This window comes from Fluviicoccus sp. (assembly GCF_030646115.1).
Classification (GTDB): Bacteria; Pseudomonadota; Gammaproteobacteria; order Pseudomonadales; family Moraxellaceae; genus Fluviicoccus.
On sequence record NZ_JAUSMX010000027.1, the window covers coordinates 101,785 to 121,315 of the forward strand.

A 19,531-nucleotide genomic window follows, 5' to 3' on the forward strand; every position below is an offset into this window, starting at 1 on the left:
CCCAAAAATGCTATTAATACAACAATATACTGCGTCTGTCTCAATGCGTGTCGGCGACATGGCCCAGCCAGCGGCGCAGCGTCCGGTATAGTTCGTCGCGTCGGAACGGCTTGGACAAATAGCCGTCCATCCCCGCCGCCAGACAGTTTTCACGATCGCCAGACATGGCATTGGCTGTCACCGCCACCACCGGCGTCCGGCGGCCAGGGGCGCCCGGTTCAATATTCCGGGCCTGCTCCCATTCCCGGATGCGGCGCACTGCCTCAAAGCCGTCCATTTCAGGCATCTGGCAATCCATCAGCACCAAGTCAAAATCCCGCAGGCAAAACTGCTCAAAAGCCTCACGGCCGTTGACAGTTCGCGTCACCGACATACCCATGCGCAACAGCATGGCCGTCGCCAGTTCGGCATTGACCTGATTGTCTTCCGCCAACAAGACATGGCCGTCCAGATTCATGTCCGGCAACTTACGCATCGAAATCATCGGCTCCACCGATAACGGTTTCAGCGCCGGCGGCAGCGCCAGCCGGAAACTGAATACCGAACCGCTTCCGGCGTGATGCTCCGCCCGAATATTGCCACCCATCAAATCCAGCAGTTGCCGGCAAATAGCCAGCCCCAGCCCTGTGCCGCCAAATCGCCGCGCCATGGTACCGTCCGCTTGGGTAAACGGCTTGAACAGGCGGGCATGCGTATCCTCATCAAAACCAATGCCGGTATCCCGGACTTCAAACTGCAGAGTTGAGCACCCGAGTGTATCTGAGCAGTCTTCCGGCGAGGCCGGTTTCACCTGCACCCGCACTTCCCCCTGCTCGGTGAATTTGATGGCGTTGCTGACCAGATTGCCCAACACCTGCTTCAATCGGTGGGCGTCACCATGCAGGCACAAGGGTGTATCATCCGTCACACCCGTCTCCAGACGCAGACCCTTCACCGAAGCGCGCGGGCCATACAGATCGGCCACCTCGGTCAACACCGACTGCAGGCTGAAGTCTTCCGACGACAGTTCCAGCTTGCCCGCTTCCATCTTCGAAAAATCGAGGATGTCGTTGATGATGCGCAACAATGATTCCCCCGAGGTATACACCGTCTTCGCCATGCGGTGCTGCACCGGATCCAGCACCGTATCCATCAACAGCTCGGTCATGCCCAGCACACCGTTCATCGGGGTGCGGATTTCGTGACTCACCGTCGCCAGGAATTCGGACTTGGCCAGACTGGCGGATTCGGCCACCTGCCGCGCCCGTTCCAGCTCCCGGTTGGCCTGCTGCAAGGCGCGGGTGCGGTCGTCCACCCGTTCCTCCAGGCTGTGCGCCAGTTTTTCCAGATCCCGCTGGGTGTTGTTCTTGATGGTCAGCGCGGCAATGTAGAAGTGCATGGCGTCCGAACGGGGAAACAGCGACAGGTGCAATCCGGAGCGGACCAGTTCCTGAATATCCCCAAATTGCGGATAGCCCAGAAACAGGTAATCCCCCGCAGGCAGGCGGTAAAAGCTGCCGCCCAGACGGATGGCGCCGGCATTGGCAGCCTGCAGCACCACCGCCTGCTCCAGTGTTTGTTCCAGGGTCTCGGCCGTTAAGGGCAAGGGGGGGCTCACCATCCCGAAGCCGGTCGTGACGCCCTCCCCCACCGCCAATGACGGCAGCAGCGCCTGAATGGCCACGCCCAGCCCGCGCACACACATGAAGGCGTCCACCCGCAGGTAAAACGGATGGGTGCGCGCAAACAACGCCTCGTCCAGCGCCAGACTGTCCGGCCGCTCCGGGCTAGGCTTTGCGTTCGATGCGGAATTCGTCATAGTCTCGCTCGTCCACCCGCAGCCGGGTCTGACTGACCGTCGCCGGTTCCGCAAAAAAATCGCACAAACCTTCCAGCAAGCCTGTCACCAGCGGCGCCAGCCCGGCCCGCGTCGAAAAATACCGCACCCGGATCACCTGTTCGTTTTCGCGATTCACCATAAACGACGGCGGCTTCAGCCCCGGCATCTGGTTGCCCAGTGCGGCATGCATGCTGTTGAGGTTGGATAAGAAGGTAAAGATGTCCGGGCCGTTGAGGGTGAAGAGGTCCTTGTATTCCCCCGCAGAATTTTCACTGACCCAGCGATGCCCCACCACACGCAGCAAGTCCCCGGCAGAATCACCGGTCAACTCGCAGGCGGCCCCGACCATGGCGTAGGACCATTCGTCGGGGTAGGGTTTCATACTGACAAAATAGGTGGCGTCAAAGGGCAGGCGCGCGGCAATGCTCTGCCACACATCCTCGCCATATTGCGCGCGCAGAGTGCCTGACAACAGGTTATTGACCAATCCGTACATGGCGTCGGCCTTCGAATTTTATTTTTTTGACACGATTCACTGTAGGCCCGGACCCGGCTCAAGTCAAACAGGAATGCCTCTCAGCCAACGGTATAGTTGCTGATCGGAAAAAAGCGGCTGCAAAGCCACAGTTCCTTGCCGGACGACGGAAAAGGCCAGCAATTTTAAAGCCACTGCGCAGGACATGCTTCCATAAAAATGAACAATCATTCATTTTTATCGTGATTATTGATCTTTGTCACGATTATTTATTGTCATTTCAGGCCAAAAATGCTAGTTTTTCGGCAAATTGTTGCACGGTCGTCCCATGAAAGCAGATTTTGATCCTTCCCGCCCCGCCGTTCCCATTGCCTACCCGCGCCTGCTGGTGGAAATCCTAGTGGAACAGGGCGTCGTCCGCGAAGATTTGCTGGAAGGCACCAGTATTCAGGCGCGGGCCTTTGAGAATCCGGACAACCGGCTGACCCCGGCGCAATTCCTGCATCTGGTGCTGAATGCCTTCTATCTAGGCAAGAATCCGGCGCTGGGTTACGAACTGGGCCTGCGCACGCCGGTGACCTCGCACGGTTTTCTGGGATATGGCGTCATGAGCTGCCAGACCCTGCGAGACGCCATTGAACTGGCCGCCAAGTATGTGCGGCTGCGGACCATCCTGATGACGTTCCGGCTTTATGAGGAAGGGGAAGAAGCTGTGGTTGAGGCCGCCGCCAATCACCCTGTGGGGCCGTTACGCCAGTTTGTCTTTGAAAGCCTGTTGCTGAGCCTGGCACGCGCTGGCAGCTTCATTACCGGCAACAGCCTGCAGGACGGGGAAATCCATTTCGACTACCCGGAACCTGACTATTACGCCCCGCTCCGCCACCGCCTGCCGCCCATGCAGTTCAACCGTTCCGCCAACCAGTTGCGCTTCCCGCGCCGGTTCCTGGACGAGCCACTGGTAATGGCCGACCCGGTCGCGGCGCGGCTGGCTGTCGAGCAATGTGAACGGGAAATGGCGCTGCTCAACGAAGGCTCCGTGGATGTCCCGGCGCGTTTACGCGCCCTGTTCGGCTCCGCCAACGGTGCATATCCCAGTCTGGAAACCGCCGCCGAAAAATTGTTCATGTCATCACGGACGCTGAAACGGCGCTTGCAGCAGCACGGCTTGAGTTTTCAGGCAATTCTGGATGAGTCGCGCAAACGTGACGCCATGCGGCTACTGGAGCATTCCGGATTGACCGTGGAACAGGTGGCGCAACGTCTGGGTTACAGCGACCCGGCCAATTTCACACGCGCTTTCCGCAAATGGAGCGGCAGCACCCCCCGGCAATACCGGGAACTTTCGCGCAAGCCCGGCTAGGAACGCAACTGTTCCCACATGGCGTCAATATTGGTGTCCAGCGTCGCATCCGGATCCATTTTTCTGGCCGGAGCAGCAGTATTCATCACGGCAAATTCATACTGGTTGATGCTGGGCGTCGCCAGAACCAGCCGGGTCAGTTGCGCCAGCACCGTTTGTCCGGCCAAGCTGATCTTGACATCGGTGCCGACCGCAAAAGTGGTGCAGGCCGTCACCAGCGTCGCCGGTTGGTCCAGGGACTTCATTTCCGGAATCAGGAAGCCGCGCAGGTAATCACTGTCTTCACGCCCGTTGCGGATGCGGCAGACCCCACAGGGCTTGGCTTGGGCGGACAACAACTCCAGCCCCGCCTCCACTAGGTAATCCGATGTAAGGCGCACCCAGTGCAACACCCCGACATTCCAGCCCTTGCCGCGCTCCTCGCTGATGGCAATGACTTCACCCGGCCGCAAAGCCGGCGGCGGATTGCCCGGCCAGCGGATACCGTACCCGCCCGGCGACACATTGAACGCCTCGACCTGATACGGCACAAACGTCACCGCCGGGCCCTTGGGGATATCCTCCTTCTGGCGCTCATCATCCTCATCAATCGTGGTAACGCTGGAGTAGGAAATCTGCCAGGCATCAGGTTGTTCACCCGCAGTTTCCTCTTCCAGCCCGAACAGGAAGGCCGGCTGTGCCGCCTCATGCTTCTCTTCGTTGCCTTTCACCACGACCTGGAATTCGCGCTGTCCGGCCAGAAAATAATGTGCAGCCGACAAACCCAGACAGACCAGCACCGGTTTTTCACACAAGCGACGCTCGAACATGCGTTCACGGCCCTTGCGCCAGATAGTGGCCAAGTGACTCAGCAAGCTGACCGGCAGAGTTCCGGGGTTGGCCAGCAAAGTTTGCAGATGCTGAACCAGCGGCTCGCTGCGGATGAACCAGCTGCCCGGACGCGGCGCGGCGCGATGCCGGAACTGAGGCGGCAAATCATCGGCATTGCACACCAGCAAGGCTTGGGCAGGAGACGTTTCCAGTTGCAGCAAACGCGCCCAATCCTCGCTTTCCGTATACAGCAATTCCATCTCGGAGGGACGCAATTTGTTGGTCTGGCTGGCACCCAGCATCATGGCCCGCAAGTAGGTATCGCGCACCGAGGTTTCGGGGCGCCTGACGGCCAGGCGATCGCGAACCGGCAGGTCAATCAGGTCATGAGACCACGCCTCACGGAACAGGACATGCACATCCATCCAGACGTTATCCGGAAGGCTGCTGTACAACAAGGCGGCATGACGCATCAAGCGGCATAGTTCAGCCAGGGTGCGCTGAATGGCTGTCGCCGCCAATTGCTGGGCGCCGCGACGCCCCAGGTTCATGAACCCCACCTTGCCGGAATGCAGCCGCTGCAAGGTGCCTACCGCCACCACCTTGTAATTCAGCGCCAGCTGCAAATGCAGGGCCTGGCTGAGCACGGCGGCGCGCCGGGCCTGGTGCAGCAGCTTCACCGGCTGGTTCTGCAGGCTCTGGCTGAGGGCCCGGATCAGGTTGGTGGCCGCCGGTTCCAGAATTTCCAGCAGTTCGAAGCGGTCATCATCATCCAGGCGCAACATGGCCAGCTCCCCCAGCGTCTGGTAGAGCTTTTTGCCCGTATCGGCCGTATTCATGATCGGCAGGTTATCCACCCAGGCCTGCATGTCGGCGCGACTGTGCCCCACCTGGGAAAGACGGGTCAATTGCTGTTCGGGCAGGACTAATCCTGAAGATGATGCAGGCGTTGTTGTCATATTAAGTCTTGACCTGACCGGGCTCCGTCAACGTTTTTCAATGACAGGCCATTCCGGAAATGCCCGTCTGATTTCTTCAAAGCGTAGGTACTATAACGTCGCTAAACTGTGACCGTTTTATCACTTTCACCGGATATTGGCCAGACGGCGCCGCCAAAGGGCATCAAATAGACGATCGGACAACCCCGACGGCAGCGCAAGATCAGGAGGATCGCGGAGCCGTCACATGCACCAGTGCAAACAGCATCGCCGCCGTCAGCACAATGCTCGGTCCCACCGGTGCATCCCATTGGAAACTGGCCAGCAACCCCCCGGAAACCGCCAGGACGCCCGCCAGCGCCGCCAGCAGCGCCATGGCCGCTGGCTGCCGCGCCAACGGCCGCACCGCCAGCGGCGGAATGACCAGCAAGGCCGTAATCAGCAGGCTGCCGGCCACTTTCATGGCCAGAGTCACCGCCAACGCCAGCAGCAACAGCAACAGGATCCGCAGTCGCACCACCGGCGCCCCTTCCACCGCAGCCAGGCGTTCATCCAGCGTCGCCAGCACGAACGGCTGCCAAAAGGCGGCCACTATCCCCAGAATCAAGGCCGTTCCCCCGGCCAGCAGCGGCAGGTCGGCGGGCGTCAGCGCCAGCAGGTCGCCAAACAGCCAGGCCTGCAGATCCACCGGTGCTCCGGGGTTAAAGCGGATGGCGATCAGGCCGGCGCTGAGCGTGGTTGCCGACAGCAAGGTCAGCAGGGCATCGGACGGCAGGCGGGAACGGTTCAGCAACCCGGCCAGCATCAGGGCCAGCAAGGTGCACACACCCAGAATGCCGCCCCACACCGGAATGTGGAACAACAACGACAGGCCCGCGCCCAACAATGTCGCGTGCGCCAGGCTGTCACCGAAAAAGGACAATCGCCGCCATACCAGCAGGCAACCGAGCGGGGCCGCCATCAGCGCCGCCAATGAGCCGCCCAGCCAGGCCGGCCAGAGAATCTCCCACATGCCTTAGTCTCCGGTCTTTACCTGAGGTGATTGCTTGACGCAGCCATGCGCATCATGGCTGTGATCATGATGATGACTGTAAACCGCCAGTTGCTGACTGCCCTGCCAACCGAACAGCCGCAGGTATTCCGGATGGGCGCTGACCGCCTCCGGATGACCGGCGCAACAGACGTGCCCGTTCAGGCAAATCACCCGGTCGGTGGCCGCCATCACCAGATGCAGGTCATGCGACACCATCAGGATGCCGCAGCCATAGCGGCGGGGTATTTCCGCCAGCAAGCGGTAAAGTTCCTCCTGCCCGGTCAGATCGACACCCTGCATCGGTTCATCCAGCACCAACAGGTCCGGTTTCTGCAACAACGCCCGCGCCAGCAGTACCCGCTGCCATTCTCCGCCCGACAAGGCATGCAGGGAGCGGTCATGCAGGTCGCCCACGCCGGTTTCCGTCAACACCGCAAGAACTGCCGACGCTGACGGCTTGCGGGTCTGGAGTGTCATGAAGCCGCCCACCGTTAACGGCAATGAAGGATCCAGCGTCATGGCCTGCGGCACATAACCGATCCGGAGACCTTTCATGCGGCGGCAGGTTCCGCTGTCCGCCGCCAGCAAGCCCACCGCAATCTGCACCAGCGTCGACTTGCCCGCACCGTTCGGGCCGATCAGCGTCACGATTTCACCGCGCTGCACCTTCAGGTCCACCCCGCTGAGAATACGGCGGCCATCGCGCTGCCAGCCAATCCCGGATAATTCCAGCAACAACTCAGTCACCGGCCTTCTCCGTATCCGCCTGACACTGCCGGCAAATACCGCCGATCTCCAGCATCGGCAGACGAATGCGGAAACCGCGTTTATCCGCGCTGGCTTTCAAGGCCTGCATCAGGGCATGGCTGTCTTCCAGTTCCTCGGCATTACCACAGGTTTCACACAGGAAAAAACAGGCCAGATGCTGGTGCGCCGGGTCGGCGCAGCCCATATAGGCATTGAGGGAAGCAATGCGGTGCACCAGTCCTTGTTCCAGCAGGAAGTCGAGCGCGCGATAGACCGTGGGCGGCGCAGGCTTGTGGCCTTCGGCAGTCAACCGGTCGAGAATGCCGTAAGCCCCCAGCGGCTGATGGCTTTCCCAGACCAGTTCCAGCACCCGGCGGCGGATGTCGGTCAGGCGTACGCCACGCGTACTGCACAGCTGCTCGGCGGCCTGCAGGGCGTCAACAATGCAGTGTTCGTGGGCATGCGGCTCAAAAGCGTCGGTTTTCATGGGTTGGTAATCCCGCGAATAAATGCAACAATATAACATCCGATTCTAGCACACGGTTGTCTGCCCCCGCATGATGAAAATCCGGACCGGTCTGCTGCTGGCCGCGCTCTCGCCGTTCGCCCACGCCGACATCGTTACCACCATCAAGCCCCTGACCCTGATTGCCGCCGAAGTCACCGCTGGCATCGAGCGGCCCGTACAACTGTTGCCGGACGGCCTCTCCGCTCACGACTACAGCCTGAGGCCGTCCGACCGGCAGTTGCTGCAGAAGGCCGACCTCGTTATCTGGGTGGGGCCGATGCATGAGCGTTTCCTGAGCGGATTGCTGAATGGAAAACCGCGTGTGCTGAACGTATCCGGGCTGCCGGATCTGAAACGCCTGCCGTTACGCCGCCTGGAAGACAGCACCGCCCTGCCCGGTTCCCTGGATACCCATGTCTGGCTGGACCCGGACAACGCCATCATCATCGCCAAGGCCATGGCTGACACTCTGGGCCGTCAGCAACCGGCGCTGGCGGCGCGTTATCAGGCCAATGCCGCCCGCTTTGCAACCCACCTGAAGCAGCAATGGGCTCCCTTGCGGCAACGGGTTGTCGCCCTGCCCCGCCGCGATTATGCCGCCTACCACGATGCCTACCAGTATCTGGAAAAAAGCCTGGGTCTGGGATTTGCCGGAAGTCTCAGCACCAGTCCGGAAAGCCGTCCGGGGGCAAAGCATCTCTGGGTGATGAAGCAGCGAATCAAGGAGCGCGGCATCACGTGCCTGGTGCGGGAACCGGCATCCAGCGCTGCGTTGCTGCAGCAAGTGGCAGCCAATGGGAGTGGTCTGGCCGTGCTCGATGAAACCTTCCGTTCGGCGGACAGTTTTGTGGCGGGGTTGACGGGGTTGGGGAAGACGATGGAAAGCTGTCTGCAACATTGAATCAGGAAGGCGCGAAGGTCTTGAACCCGCGGAATTTTGTAAATTTCCCTACTTGCCGATGCAGAACGACCCGAATATTTTCCCCAGCAAGTCATCCGCCGTGAATTCCCCCGTAATCTCCCCCAGCGCCTGCTGCGCGGCCCGCAGGTCTTCAGCCATCAATTCCCCCAGCGCCAGTCCGTGCAGCTGCGCATCGGCCGCCTGCAGGGCTTCCCGCGTGCGTTGCAGGGCATCCAGGTGCCGCCGTCGCGCAATGAACGGGCTGTGTTCCGCATCCTGATAACCCACCAGCGCCTTCAAGTGCTCACGCAACAGCGCCATGCCCTCCCCGCTGCGCGCCGACAAGGTCAGATGCCGGTAACCCGCCACCTCCCCCATTGCCACCGGTTGCCCGGCCAGATCACTTTTGTTGGCGACAAAACACAATTTGTCGGGCGGCGGCAAAGGATCGAAGAAGCGCCGCGCCAGTTCCAGCGGAATTTCACCTGTGGATAATTCTGTGGATAAGTCATAGACCAGCAGAATTCCGTCCGCTTGGTCGATCTCCCGGTAAGCGCGGCGAATTCCCTCCAGCTCCACCCGGTCTTCGGTTTCACGCAGCCCGGCAGTGTCTATGATGTGCAGCGGCAGCCCGTCCAGATGAATTTGCTCACGCAGCACATCGCGCGTGGTCCCGGCAATGTCGGTGACAATCGCCGCTTCATAACCGGCCAGTGCATTCAGCAGGCTGGACTTGCCCGCATTGGGCTTGCCGGCAATCACCACCCGCACTCCTTCGCGCAGCAGGCTGCCCTGCTTTGCTTCCTGCATCACCTGTTCCAGATGGACCATCACCGCCTGCAAGCGCCCCGCCACCACCCCGTCACTGAGGAAGTCGATTTCCTCGTCCGGAAAATCAATGGCCGCTTCCACATACAGCCGCAACTGGATCAGGCTGTCCAGCAAGGTGTGAATGCGGTTGGAAAACGCCCCCTGCAACGATCGTGTTGCCGACTTAACCGCCGCCTGCGACGCCGCATCAATCAGGTCGGCAATGGCCTCGGCCTGCGCCAGGTCCAGCTTGTCATTGAGGAAGGCGCGCTGCGAGAATTCCCCCGGCAGCGCCATGCGCGCGCCCAGTTCCAGTGTCCGCTTCAGCAGCATGTCCATCAGCACCGGACCGCCGTGACCCTGCAACTCCACGACATCTTCACCGGTAAAGGAATTCGGGCCGGGAAAATAGAGGGCAATGCCTTCATCCAGCACCTCGTCCGCCGCATCGCGGAACTGACGGAAATGCGCCTGCCGTGGTTTCAGCACACGATCCGCCCCCGTCATCTGCAAGGCCAGCTCCAGGGCGCACGGGCCGGACAGGCGGATGATGCCTACCCCGCCGCGACCGGCGGGCGTGGCAATGGCGGCAATGGTATCGGTGCTGGCAAAGGTTTTCATGAACCGGTTTCCGATCTGGTCTGTTCAGCAATGACTTCTACCCTAATAAAAAAAGGCCGTTCAGAGAACGGCCTTTTTCAGTCATCCCGCATGGCGGTCAGGCTTTCTTGACGCCATTTTCAATCTGGCGGGTAATGATCGCCTGCTGGATGATGGACAAGGTGTTGTTGACCACCCAGTACAGCACCAGGCCCGACGGGAACCACAGCATGAAGACGGTGAACATGATCGGCATCATCTTCAACACCTTAGCCTGCATCGGGTCGGTCGGTTGCGGGTTCAGCATCTGCTGCAGGTACATGGTGACACCCATCAGCAGCGGCAACACAAAGTACGGGTCCATGGCCGCCAGATCGTTGATCCACAACAGCCACGGCGCATGACGCAGTTCCACACTTTCCATCAGTACCCAGTACAGGGCCAGGAACACCGGCATCTGCACCAGGATCGGCAGGCAACCCGACACCGGATTGATCTTTTCCCGCTTGTACAATTCCATCATCGCCATCGACATCTTCTGGCGATCATCTCCGTGCTGTTCCTTGATGCGCTGCAGTTCCGGGGTCACACGGCGCATGTTGGCCATCGACTTGTAACTCTTGGCCGACAGCGGGAAGAACACCGCTTTCACCACCAGCGTCAGGCCCATGATTGCCCAGCCCCAGTTGCCCACCAGACCATGAATCGCCTTCAGCATCCAGAACAGGATCTGGCCGATGAACCACAGCCAACCGTAATCCACCGTCAGTTCCAGACCGGGAGCCAGATGCTTCAGTTTGTCCTGAACCTTGGGACCGGCGTAGAATTTCGCGGAAACCTGTTGCTGCTGTCCGGCCGGCACCACCACTTCCGGCGTTGCAAAACCAACGAAGTGGAAACGCTGGTCCGCCGACTGGCGGCTGGTTAGCTGGTTGGCGGTATGGGCATCCGGCACCCAGGCCGTCACAAAATAGTGTTGCACAATGGCAGTCCAGCCGCCCTTGACGGTCTGGTTCAACGGCTCATCCACAAAATCATCAAAGGCCAGCTTGTTAAAGGTCTTGTCCGGCGTCCCCCAGGCTGCACCCAGATAGGTTGCCATGCCCATCATCATGCCCTGATTGTTCTGACTGGGATCCGCCGTGTTGTCACGCTTCAACTGGCCGTACATAGAACCGCGCCACGGCTGGGTGGAACGGTTGATGATCTCGTAAGCCACGTTGACATCGTACTGACCGGCCTTGAAGGTGTAAATTTTGTGAATTTCCACCCCGGCGGCATCGGAAAATTTCAGCACCACCTTCATTTCAGACTGGCCCGCAACCAGTTCCCAAGAATTCTTTTCCACCTGATACAGAGGACGGCCTTCAGCCCGTGCATCCGGCCCATTGGCGCCGATCAAGCCAGACTGGGCGACAAAGACACGCTCCGGGCTGTTTTCCATTAAACGGAAAGCTTCGGCGCTGTTAACGGTGCGGGTATAGGTTGGCAACTCGACCCGCACCAGATCACCGCCTTGCGGATCAATATCCACGGACAGGACATCAGTCTTGACGTGAACCAGCCCGGTCGGAAGCGGCTGTGAAACCGCCAGGGGCTGCGCGGTTGCGGACAGCGGCGCCGGGGGGATGTCACCGGCGGCAACCGCTGCAGCGGCTGGCGCAGCGGGCAGATCCGAACCTGCCGCCGTTGTCACCGCAGCCGGAGCAGAAGCCGTTACCGGCGCCGTGTTGCCATAGTCTTTTTGCCAGGCAAGAATCAGCAGATAGCTGACAATCGCCAAGCCCACCAATATCAGGTTGCGAACCCATTGCATATTCAAGATTCCAAACGTGACCAGGAAAAGGTTTCAGGGACAGGGTCATAGCCGCTGCCTCCCCAGGGATGGCAGCGCAAGATGCGGCGCGTGGCCAGATAACCGCCATGAAGCGCGCCATGTTTCTGAATGGCTTCTTCGGCGTAAGCAGAGCAGGTTGGATAATAACGGCAGTTTGCGCCCATCAAGGGGCTAAGGGCGTACTGGTAAGCCCGAATCGGCAGGAGCAGCAGGATTTTCATGGCTGACCACTGGCTTGGGTGAAGCGCGAAAACGCCGGTTCAGCTGTTGCCAGGCCTTTTCAAGCAGGGCCAGAAAGGCGGCGTTGTCCAGCTGGTCCAGACCGTGCCGCGCCACGAACACCACATCGGCGGCGGGCAGCTCGTGCTGGTGCAGGCGAAAACTCGTTCTGACCAGACGTTTAAAGCGATTGCGTTCGACGGCAAGTCGCACTTTCTTTTTGGCGAATACCAAACCCAGTCGCGGATTTTCACCGGTATTGCCACGAACCAACATCAGGAAGGGGGGTTGCACCACCTTGCACTGCGGACTATCGAATACAGCCTGAAAATCACGCGGTGTTAGCAGGCGATGTTCAGGCCGGAAACGACAGGGGGTAACGGCACTCACACGGTCAAACGCTTGCGACCCTTGGCGCGGCGACGTGCCAGAACCAGACGGCCGTTCTTGTCGGCCATGCGAGCGCGGAAACCGTGAGTCCGTTTGCGTTTGATCACGCTGGGCTGGAAGGTACGCTTCATGATTTTTCACTCAAAAATTGTGGGCCGGGAAAAGGCCGGATATACAAAAGCCCGCCATTTTAGGCTTGGCCAAAGGGGGTGTCAAATGGATTCGCCGGAAATTTCCAAGGGCGGGGCAGGCCCGGAAATTTCGAATTCGGCTTATCCCCAGAACGGGTCGAAGCTTACTACAAGAATTTATAAATTTAAATTCAAATTTGAATTTGGAATTTATACTGGGATGTGGCAAATTCTGTGGACAAATGCGGGGCACAACGCAGGGCATTGAGAATTTGCTGTGGATAACCATGGGGACGGGATGTGGATAAGATTTTATTGAATTTCCCCGGGAAAGTTATCCACAGGCTTGTCCACAGAGGTTATCCACACAGTTATCCACAGGTTTTTATGTTTAACCCCTTGAAATACCGTAGTCCGGCTGAATTTCCAGGAAGCCGCCCTGACCGGTTGCCGGGAGTCCGCCGATGATCTGGGAACAATGCGCCGAAATCCTGCGGGACGAGATGCAGGTCCGGCTGTACGGCATGTGGATCCGGCCGTTGCAGGCCGAGGAGACGGGGTCGTCGTTGCGGCTGTTTGCGCCCAACCCGATTTTCCAGAAGCACATCGCCAAGGAATATCTGGGCCGGATTCGTGAACTGGTGCTGGAACGCAGCGGCGGCCGTATCCAGGATGTCCAGCTGGAGGTGGGGACCCGGCCGGTCCGGGCGGACGACATGCAACTGGCGGTGGCGCTGACTTCACCGACGGCCCGCAAGCCGAGGCCGTCGCTGAATCCGCAGTACACCATGGCCAACTTCGTGCAGGGCAAATCCACGCAGATGGCCCATGCCGCCTGCATGGAAGTGGTCCAGCATCCGGGGCAGGGCGGTTACAACCCCTTGTTCCTGTACGGCGCCACCGGTCTGGGTAAAACCCACTTGATGCAGGCCGTGGGCCACGCCTTGCTGGAAGCCAAGCCCCAGGCCCGGATTTTGTACTTGCCGGCGGACAAATTTGTCGGTGGCTTCGTCTCGGCGGTGCAGCGCGGGGCGACCGAGGAATTCAAGCAGTCCTGCCGCGAACTGGATCTGCTGCTGATTGACGACATTCACCAATTGGCCGGAAAAAAAGCGACGCTGGAGGAATTCTTTTATACATTCAATTCCTTGCTGGAAACCGGCGGCCAGATGATCCTGACTTCGCTGTACCATCCCAAGGAAATTCCGGATCTTGACGACCAGCTCAAGTCACGTTTTTCCTGGGGACTGGCGGTAGAACTGGAACCGCCTGAACTCGAATTGCGGGTCAACATCCTGCGCAAGAAGGCGGAAAACCAGAAGGTGGAATTGCCGAAAGCGGCGGCCGTCTTCATCGCCCAGCACATTCAGGCCAATGTCCGCGAACTGGAAGGGGCACTGAACAAGGTCATCGCCACCGCCAAATTCCGGGGACGGCCGATTGATATCGATGTCGTCAAGGATGCCTTGAAGGACATGCTGGCCATCCGTTCGCGAAAAGTGAACGTCGACAGCATTCTCAAGCTGGTGGCGGAGTATTATCGTATTCCGCCCCGGGAACTGACCGGCAAAAGCCGCCTGCGCATCTATGCCCGGCCCCGGCAAATGGCGATGGCTTTGTCCCGCGAATTGACCGATGAAAGTTTCCCCGATATCGGCGGGGCTTTTGGCGGTCGTGACCATTCAACGGTCATGCATGCCTGCGGTAAAATCGAGGAGTTGCGCAAGCTGGATAAGGAAGTAGCGCAGGACTATCACAATTTGTTGCGTTCACTTCAGGTTTAGGAACGCCAAGGAATAAAGATGAAGCTTTCAATCAGCCGTGAAATTTTACTGAAATGCCTGCAACAAGTGGCTGGCGTTGTCGAACGCAAGCACACCATGCCCATTCTGGCGAATGTACTGATCCGGATTCAGGACAATGAACTCTCCTGTACCGGCACCGATCTGGAAGTGGAACTGGTCGCCACCCATCGCCTCGAAGGCGGGCAGGTGCTGGAAGCCGGGGAAATCACCGTGCCTTGCCGCAAGCTGCTGGATATCTGCAAGTCCCTGCCGGCCAATGCCCGTATGGAATTGAGCCTGGAAGAGCAGAAGCTGCACCTGCGCTCCGGCCGCAGCCGTTTTACGCTGACTACCTTGCCGGCAGCCGATTACCCGAGCCTGGAGGACGATGAAGGCGCGTTCTCACTGAAGATAAGCCAACGTAACCTGAAGCACCTGATGGACCGTACAGCCTTCGCCATGGCCCTCCAGGACGTGCGTTACTACCTGACCGGCATGTTGTTCGAGGTCAATCACAACCAGTTGCGCGCCGTGACTACTGACGGCCATCGCCTGGCCTTGTTCGACGCCGCCGCCGAAGCCGCTCCGGCGGAACGCATCCAGGTAATCCTGCCCCGCAAAGGGGTGCAGGAACTGCAGCGTCTGGTCACTGACGATGACTCGCTGCTGCACCTGACCTTCGGGGCCGGCCACATGCAGGTGACCGTACCAGTGCTGGCCGCCAAGCCTGCGGAAGGCGAAGATCCGCATGAAGGCTATGTCGCTTTCACCTCGAAGCTGATTGACGGCAAATTCCCGGACTACAACCGCGTGTTGCCCAAGGGCGGTGACAAGGTGGTGCTGGTCAATCACGATGAATTCCGCCAGGCCCTTCAGCGCGCATCCATTCTTACCAATGAAAAGTATCGCGGTGTACGTATCTTCCTGAAAAACAACGAGTTGTTGATTCAGGCGAATAATCCGGAACAGGAAGAGGCGCGGGAAGAACTGCAAGCCGAATACCAGGGTGATACTCTGGAAATCGCCTTCAACGTGCAATACCTGCTGGATGTGCTGGCGGTGCTGCAGGGCGCCAATACCAAGTTGATCCTGAGTGATGGCAATGCCTCAGCGCTGATTCAGGAATCCGACAATCAGGACGCCCTCTATGTCGTCATGCCCATGCGTCTGTAACTGACTCATGGTCATCAGCCGCCTGGATTTTCATGGCGTCCGCAATTTGCAAGCGGGCACTCTGTCTCTGGCGCGGCTGAACCTGTTTTATGGCCTTAACGGCAGCGGCAAGAGTTCCTTGCTGGAGGCTGTTCATATCCTCGGACTCGGCCGGTCCTTTCGCTCCCCGCAAGCCCGTCACTATATTCAGGAAGGCAAGCCTTCGTGCACGGTTTTTGCCGAACTGTCTTCCACTGATACGTTGGGCATTGCCAAACTCATGGATGGCTCGCATCAATTGCGCCGCAATGGAACCACGGTGACCCAGCTGGCCGAATTCGCCAGCGACCTGCCGGTACAGCTGATTCATCCTGACGGCATGGATTTGCTGGATGGCGGTAGCCGACCCCGCCGGCAGTTGCTCGACTGGTTGGTGTTCCACGTGGAACATTCTTTCTACGGCTTGTGGATTCGCTATCAGAAAGCCTTGGCCCAGCGTAATGCTTTGCTGAAGCAGCCTGCCGCCAACGATGCCGAATTCCAGGTCTGGGAGGCCGAGATGGCGCGTACCGCCCTGCTGATTGATGCCATGCGCCAAAGTACGGTGGAGGCCTGGCGGCAACATCTGGACGCGGTATTGCCGGCGCTACTGCCTGAAATTGCCTTGAGAATGGAGTATAATGCGGGGTTCGCTGCAGACCGGGAACTGGCGGAGCAATGGCGTGAAACGCGCTTCCGCGACCGGGAACGAGGGCATACCCAACTGGGACCGCACCGCGCCGACTTGCGTCTTAAATGCGATTTGGGGCTGGTGGAGGCCGTGTTGTCGAGGGGACAGAAGAAGCTCCTGATTTGCGCCCTGAAACTGGCGCAGGTGGCCTTCCTGCATGCACAGGAACGACATTGCGTGGTGCTGCTGGACGACCTGGCCTCCGAACTGGATGCCGGGGCGCGGCAGCGCCTGCTGGCAATGTTATACCGTCTTCAGGCCCAGGTACTGATGACCTCTGTCGAGGCCGATGTGTTGTGGCCGTTGTTGCAACAGCTGGATTCGCAGGCGCGATTGTTCCACGTGGAACAGGGACAGATAACGCCCGCCCGTTTTACACCCGAGGAAACAACATGAGTGATGACAATAATTACGATTCCACCAGTATCAAGGTCCTGAAGGGCCTGGATGCCGTGCGCAAACGTCCGGGCATGTACATTGGTGATACCGATGACGGTTCCGGTTTACATCACATGGTTTTCGAGGTGGTGGATAACGCCATTGATGAGGCGCTGGCCGGGTATTGTACGGAAGTGACGGTCACCATCCATACGGATGAATCCATTACTGTCACCGACAACGGTCGGGGTATTCCGGTGGATATTCATGCCGAAGAAGGCATCTCGGCAGCCGAAGTCATCATGACGGTGCTGCATGCCGGCGGTAAATTCGACGACAACAGTTACAAGGTGTCGGGCGGCCTGCATGGCGTCGGTGTTTCGGTGGTGAATGCCTTGTCCACCCGCCTGCGCATGGTGATCCGCCGCAATGGCCGGGTCTACGAACAGGAATATGGTGACGGTGTTCCCCAGTATCCCTTGCGTGAAATCGGGGAGACCGAACGCCGCGGCACGGAAGTCCATTTCTGGCCGAGCCCGGTTACATTTACCAATATCCATTTTTCCTTTGATATCCTTGCCAAGCGTTTGCGCGAACTGTCGTTCCTGAATGCGGGCGTGCGTATCGTGCTGAAGGATGAACGCAGCGCCCAGGAAGAAATCTTTGCCTACGAAGGCGGTCTGGCCGCGTTTGTGGCCTATCTGAACACCAACAAGACAACGCTGAACAAGGTGTTCCATTTCAATGTGCCGCAAGGACCCGAGACCAACGGTATTGGCGTGGAAGTGGCCTTGCAGTGGAATGACGCCTATCAGGAAAACGTCTACTGCTTTACCAACAATATTCCCCAGCGGGATGGCGGCACCCACATGCAGGGTTTCCGGACCTCGCTGACACGCACGCTGAACAACTACATGGAGAAGGAAGGCTTCTTCAAGAAGGAAAAGGTTTCCGCCACCGGCGATGACATGCGTGAAGGCCTCACCGCCATTGTCTCGGTGAAAGTGCCGGACCCGAAGTTCTCCAGCCAGACCAAGGACAAGCTGGTGTCGTCGGAAGTGACCAATGTCGTGGCTTCCACCATGAACGAGAAGCTGGATGAGTACCTGCTGGAGAATCCCAACGTCGGCAAGACCATTGTCGGGAAGGTGATTGACGCCGCCCGCGCCCGTGAAGCCGCGCGCAAGGCCCGTGAAATGACCCGCCGCAAGGGTGCGCTGGATATTGCCGGTCTGCCCGGCAAGCTGGCGGATTGCCAGGAGAAAGACCCGGCGCTGTCCGAACTGTACATCGTCGAGGGTGACTCCGCCGGCGGCTCCGCCAAGCAGGGCCGCAACCGCAAGATGCAGGCGATCCTGCCGTTGAAGGGCAAGATCCTCAACGTCGAAAAGGCGCGCTTCGACAAGATGCTGTCCTCCGCCGAAGTCGGTACGCTGATCACAGCGCTGGGCTGTGGCATCGGTCGCGATGAATACAACCCGGACAAGCTGCGTTACCACAAGATCATCCTGATGACCGACGCCGACGTTGACGGTTCACACATCCGCACCTTGCTGCTGACCTTCTTTTTCCGGCAGATGCCCGAACTGCTGGAGCGCGGACATATCTACATTGCCCAGCCGCCGTTGTACAAGGTGAAGCGTGGCAAGCAGGAACAATATGTTAAAGATGATGACGCGCTGGAAAACTACCTGACCAACACGGCGCTGGATGATGCGGCGCTGTATGTGAATCCGGAAGCACCGCCCTTGTCCGGCGTGGCGCTGGCCAGCCTGATGACCGACTACCGTCGTGTACAGAACCTGATTCGCCGTATGGCCCGCCTGTATCCGGAGGTCATGCTGGAGCAATTGCTGGGGTTGCCGGTACTGGCCACGGAAGCCCTGAGCAACGAAGACGAAGTTAAGGTCTGGTGCGGTCATTTGCAGGCGGCCTTGGATAAGGCCGCCGACCCCAGCCAGCGTTTCCTGGTGGAAGTGATGGCTGATACCGAGCAACATCGTTTTATTCCCCAGATCGAGGTGGTGGCGCACGGCGTTCCGCATAACTACCGTCTCAGCTATGATTTCTTCGCCTCGCCGGAATATCGCCGTATTGCCGAATTGACCGCCCAGTTGCTGGGTCTGCTGGAAGAAGGGGCCTACATCAAGCGTGGCGAGCGCGTGCTGCCCGTTTCGCACTTCAAGGAGGCATGGATATGGTTGATGGCCGAATCACGTCGTGGCAGCGGCATACAGCGTTATAAAGGATTGGGTGAAATGAACCCCGAGCAGTTGTGGGAAACCACCATGGATCCCAACAACCGCCGCATGTTGAAAGTGACCATTGAGGACGCCATCGGCGCTGACCAGATGTTTACCTGCCTGATGGGAGATGCGGTGGAACCCCGCCGGCAATTCATTGAGCAGAATGCGCTGCTGGTGGCCAACCTCGATATTTGAGGCGCTGAATCCGGCAATTCAAGAAACCCTGGAAATTCTCCAGGGTTTTTTTTGCCTGAATTTTCTGGTTGGAACCCGTGATGTCATGAATTTATAAATTCGCAGAGTTTGTAAATTCGGCGAAGACCAACGGCGGTCTTGCCGGAAAATTCCGGGTTTGAATCACCAGACTGGACTTGCTGCGCAGTACATGAAAATTTTACAACAGCCTGAATGCTGCTGCTTCTTCTCAAAGGCCACTGCTGCCAGCATTTGCAGGCGTAAATTCATTCCGGTGACTCCGTGCAGACGGTACGGCAACGATGCCGGATGAATTTACTGAAACAAAGGACACAGACGTTACTGATGAATTTAAGAATGGTGTTATGAATTTTCATGATTTGAATTTGCGGAATTCATGCAAGTGCTTGCAAATGAATTTAGAAATTTACGAAATGATAAATTCTGATCTGGGGAATGGGTTGGTCA

The 19,531-nt window shown here is 58.7% G+C and carries 17 protein-coding genes; 6 read left to right on the forward strand and 11 right to left on the reverse strand.

Translation table 11 applies throughout. The features are described 5' to 3' along the window. Positions 1-40: 40 nt before the first annotated feature. Together Q7T36_RS16280 and Q7T36_RS16285 are read right to left on the reverse strand one after the other, a co-directional pair. Positions 41-1,798: an ATP-binding protein gene (locus Q7T36_RS16280; RefSeq protein WP_304851118.1), complete on the reverse strand. Its 1,758-nt coding sequence runs from the start codon at positions 1,796-1,798 to the stop codon at positions 41-43. Next, positions 1,767-2,315: a heme NO-binding domain-containing protein gene (locus Q7T36_RS16285; RefSeq protein WP_304851121.1), complete on the reverse strand. Its 549-nt coding sequence runs from the start codon at positions 2,313-2,315 to the stop codon at positions 1,767-1,769. The genes Q7T36_RS16280 and Q7T36_RS16285 overlap by 32 nt, the downstream gene beginning before the upstream one ends. Positions 2,316-2,622: 307 nt before the next feature. Here Q7T36_RS16285 and Q7T36_RS16290 point away from each other — a divergent pair, with 307 nt between their 5' ends. Then, on the forward strand, positions 2,623-3,654 hold the full coding sequence (locus tag Q7T36_RS16290; protein WP_304851123.1) for an AraC family transcriptional regulator: 1,032 nt from the start codon (positions 2,623-2,625) through the stop codon (positions 3,652-3,654). On the opposite strand, the gene Q7T36_RS16295 is transcribed toward Q7T36_RS16290, so the two are convergent. The 4 genes from Q7T36_RS16295 to Q7T36_RS16310 form a co-directional block, all read right to left on the reverse strand. Then, positions 3,651-5,372 (reverse strand): hypothetical protein, encoded by a 1,722-nt coding sequence (locus tag Q7T36_RS16295; RefSeq protein WP_304851126.1) that lies wholly within the window; start codon positions 5,370-5,372, stop codon positions 3,651-3,653. The two genes, Q7T36_RS16290 and Q7T36_RS16295, sit on opposite strands and share 4 nt — an antisense overlap. A 253-nt stretch (positions 5,373-5,625) precedes the next feature. Next, on the reverse strand, positions 5,626-6,414 hold the full coding sequence (locus Q7T36_RS16300) for a metal ABC transporter permease (RefSeq protein WP_304851129.1): 789 nt from the start codon (positions 6,412-6,414) through the stop codon (positions 5,626-5,628). A 3-nt stretch (positions 6,415-6,417) separates the two neighbouring features. Then, positions 6,418-7,182 carry an ATP-binding cassette domain-containing protein gene (locus Q7T36_RS16305; protein WP_304851132.1) on the reverse strand — a complete coding sequence of 255 codons (765 nt, stop codon included), beginning with the start codon at positions 7,180-7,182 and terminating at the stop codon, positions 6,418-6,420. Next, a complete protein-coding gene (locus Q7T36_RS16310) occupies positions 7,175-7,669 on the reverse strand; it encodes a Fur family transcriptional regulator (RefSeq protein ID WP_304851134.1) in 495 nt (164 codons plus the stop codon). The genes Q7T36_RS16305 and Q7T36_RS16310 overlap by 8 nt, the downstream gene beginning before the upstream one ends. 70 nt (positions 7,670-7,739) lie before the next feature. Here Q7T36_RS16310 and Q7T36_RS16315 point away from each other — a divergent pair, with 70 nt between their 5' ends. Then, positions 7,740-8,591: a zinc ABC transporter substrate-binding protein gene (locus Q7T36_RS16315; RefSeq protein ID WP_304851137.1), complete on the forward strand. Its 852-nt coding sequence runs from the start codon at positions 7,740-7,742 to the stop codon at positions 8,589-8,591. A gap of 48 nt (positions 8,592-8,639) precedes the next feature. On the opposite strand, the gene mnmE is transcribed toward Q7T36_RS16315, so the two are convergent. The 5 genes from mnmE to rpmH form a co-directional block, all read right to left on the reverse strand. Next, entirely contained in the window at positions 8,640-10,022 is a 1,383-nt protein-coding gene (mnmE, locus tag Q7T36_RS16320; RefSeq protein WP_304851140.1) for a tRNA uridine-5-carboxymethylaminomethyl(34) synthesis GTPase MnmE, read from the reverse strand. A 97-nt stretch (positions 10,023-10,119) separates the two neighbouring features. After that, a complete protein-coding gene (gene yidC, locus Q7T36_RS16325; RefSeq protein ID WP_304851143.1) occupies positions 10,120-11,817 on the reverse strand; it encodes a membrane protein insertase YidC in 1,698 nt (565 codons plus the stop codon). Positions 11,818-11,819: 2 nt separating this feature from the next. Further along, the gene (gene yidD / locus Q7T36_RS16330; protein ID WP_370690144.1) at positions 11,820-12,059 is read right to left on the reverse strand and encodes a membrane protein insertion efficiency factor YidD; all 240 of its coding nucleotides are present in this window, start codon (positions 12,057-12,059) and stop codon (positions 11,820-11,822) included. Beyond that, a complete protein-coding gene (gene rnpA / locus Q7T36_RS16335; RefSeq protein ID WP_304851147.1) occupies positions 12,010-12,447 on the reverse strand; it encodes a ribonuclease P protein component in 438 nt (145 codons plus the stop codon). The genes yidD and rnpA overlap by 50 nt, the downstream gene beginning before the upstream one ends. Continuing rightward, a complete protein-coding gene (rpmH, locus tag Q7T36_RS16340; RefSeq protein WP_304851150.1) occupies positions 12,444-12,578 on the reverse strand; it encodes a 50S ribosomal protein L34 in 135 nt (44 codons plus the stop codon). Before rpmH ends, rnpA begins: the two co-directional genes overlap by 4 nt. 464 nt (positions 12,579-13,042) lie before the next feature. Between rpmH and dnaA the strand changes: the two genes are divergently transcribed. The 4 genes from dnaA to gyrB are packed head-to-tail and all read left to right on the forward strand — an operon-like array spanning position 13,043 to position 19,063. After that, the gene (gene dnaA, locus Q7T36_RS16345) at positions 13,043-14,362 is read left to right on the forward strand and encodes a chromosomal replication initiator protein DnaA (protein WP_304851153.1); all 1,320 of its coding nucleotides are present in this window, start codon (positions 13,043-13,045) and stop codon (positions 14,360-14,362) included. Positions 14,363-14,380: 18 nt separating this feature from the next. Continuing rightward, the gene (gene dnaN / locus Q7T36_RS16350; protein ID WP_304851156.1) at positions 14,381-15,535 is read left to right on the forward strand and encodes a DNA polymerase III subunit beta; all 1,155 of its coding nucleotides are present in this window, start codon (positions 14,381-14,383) and stop codon (positions 15,533-15,535) included. Positions 15,536-15,542: 7 nt separating this feature from the next. Continuing rightward, a complete protein-coding gene (recF, locus tag Q7T36_RS16355) occupies positions 15,543-16,640 on the forward strand; it encodes a DNA replication/repair protein RecF (RefSeq protein WP_304851159.1) in 1,098 nt (365 codons plus the stop codon). Beyond that, on the forward strand, positions 16,637-19,063 hold the full coding sequence (gene gyrB, locus Q7T36_RS16360; RefSeq protein ID WP_304851162.1) for a DNA topoisomerase (ATP-hydrolyzing) subunit B: 2,427 nt from the start codon (positions 16,637-16,639) through the stop codon (positions 19,061-19,063). The genes recF and gyrB overlap by 4 nt, the downstream gene beginning before the upstream one ends. Positions 19,064-19,531 lie beyond the last annotated feature (468 nt).

Excerpts from the sequence above, each read along its gene's own strand:
- Q7T36_RS16280 (WP_304851118.1), bottom strand. The coding sequence starts at position 1,798 with ATGACGAATTCCGCATCGAACGCAAAGCCTAGCCCGGAGCGGCCGGAC.
- Q7T36_RS16285 (WP_304851121.1), bottom strand. The coding sequence starts at position 2,315 with ATGTACGGATTGGTCAATAACCTGTTGTCAGGCACTCTGCGCGCGCAA.
- Q7T36_RS16290 (WP_304851123.1), top strand. The coding sequence starts at position 2,623 with ATGAAAGCAGATTTTGATCCTTCCCGCCCCGCCGTTCCCATTGCCTAC.
- Q7T36_RS16300 (WP_304851129.1), bottom strand. The coding sequence starts at position 6,414 with ATGTGGGAGATTCTCTGGCCGGCCTGGCTGGGCGGCTCATTGGCGGCG.
- Q7T36_RS16310 (WP_304851134.1), bottom strand. The coding sequence starts at position 7,669 with ATGAAAACCGACGCTTTTGAGCCGCATGCCCACGAACACTGCATTGTT.
- Q7T36_RS16315 (WP_304851137.1), top strand. The coding sequence starts at position 7,740 with ATGATGAAAATCCGGACCGGTCTGCTGCTGGCCGCGCTCTCGCCGTTC.
- mnmE (WP_304851140.1), bottom strand. The coding sequence starts at position 10,022 with ATGAAAACCTTTGCCAGCACCGATACCATTGCCGCCATTGCCACGCCC.
- yidC (WP_304851143.1), bottom strand. The coding sequence starts at position 11,817 with ATGCAATGGGTTCGCAACCTGATATTGGTGGGCTTGGCGATTGTCAGC.
- yidD (WP_370690144.1), bottom strand. The coding sequence starts at position 12,059 with ATGAAAATCCTGCTGCTCCTGCCGATTCGGGCTTACCAGTACGCCCTT.
- rpmH (WP_304851150.1), bottom strand. The coding sequence starts at position 12,578 with ATGAAGCGTACCTTCCAGCCCAGCGTGATCAAACGCAAACGGACTCAC.
- dnaA (WP_304851153.1), top strand. The coding sequence starts at position 13,043 with ATGATCTGGGAACAATGCGCCGAAATCCTGCGGGACGAGATGCAGGTC.
- dnaN (WP_304851156.1), top strand. The coding sequence starts at position 14,381 with ATGAAGCTTTCAATCAGCCGTGAAATTTTACTGAAATGCCTGCAACAA.
- recF (WP_304851159.1), top strand. The coding sequence starts at position 15,543 with ATGGTCATCAGCCGCCTGGATTTTCATGGCGTCCGCAATTTGCAAGCG.
- gyrB (WP_304851162.1), top strand. The coding sequence starts at position 16,637 with ATGAGTGATGACAATAATTACGATTCCACCAGTATCAAGGTCCTGAAG.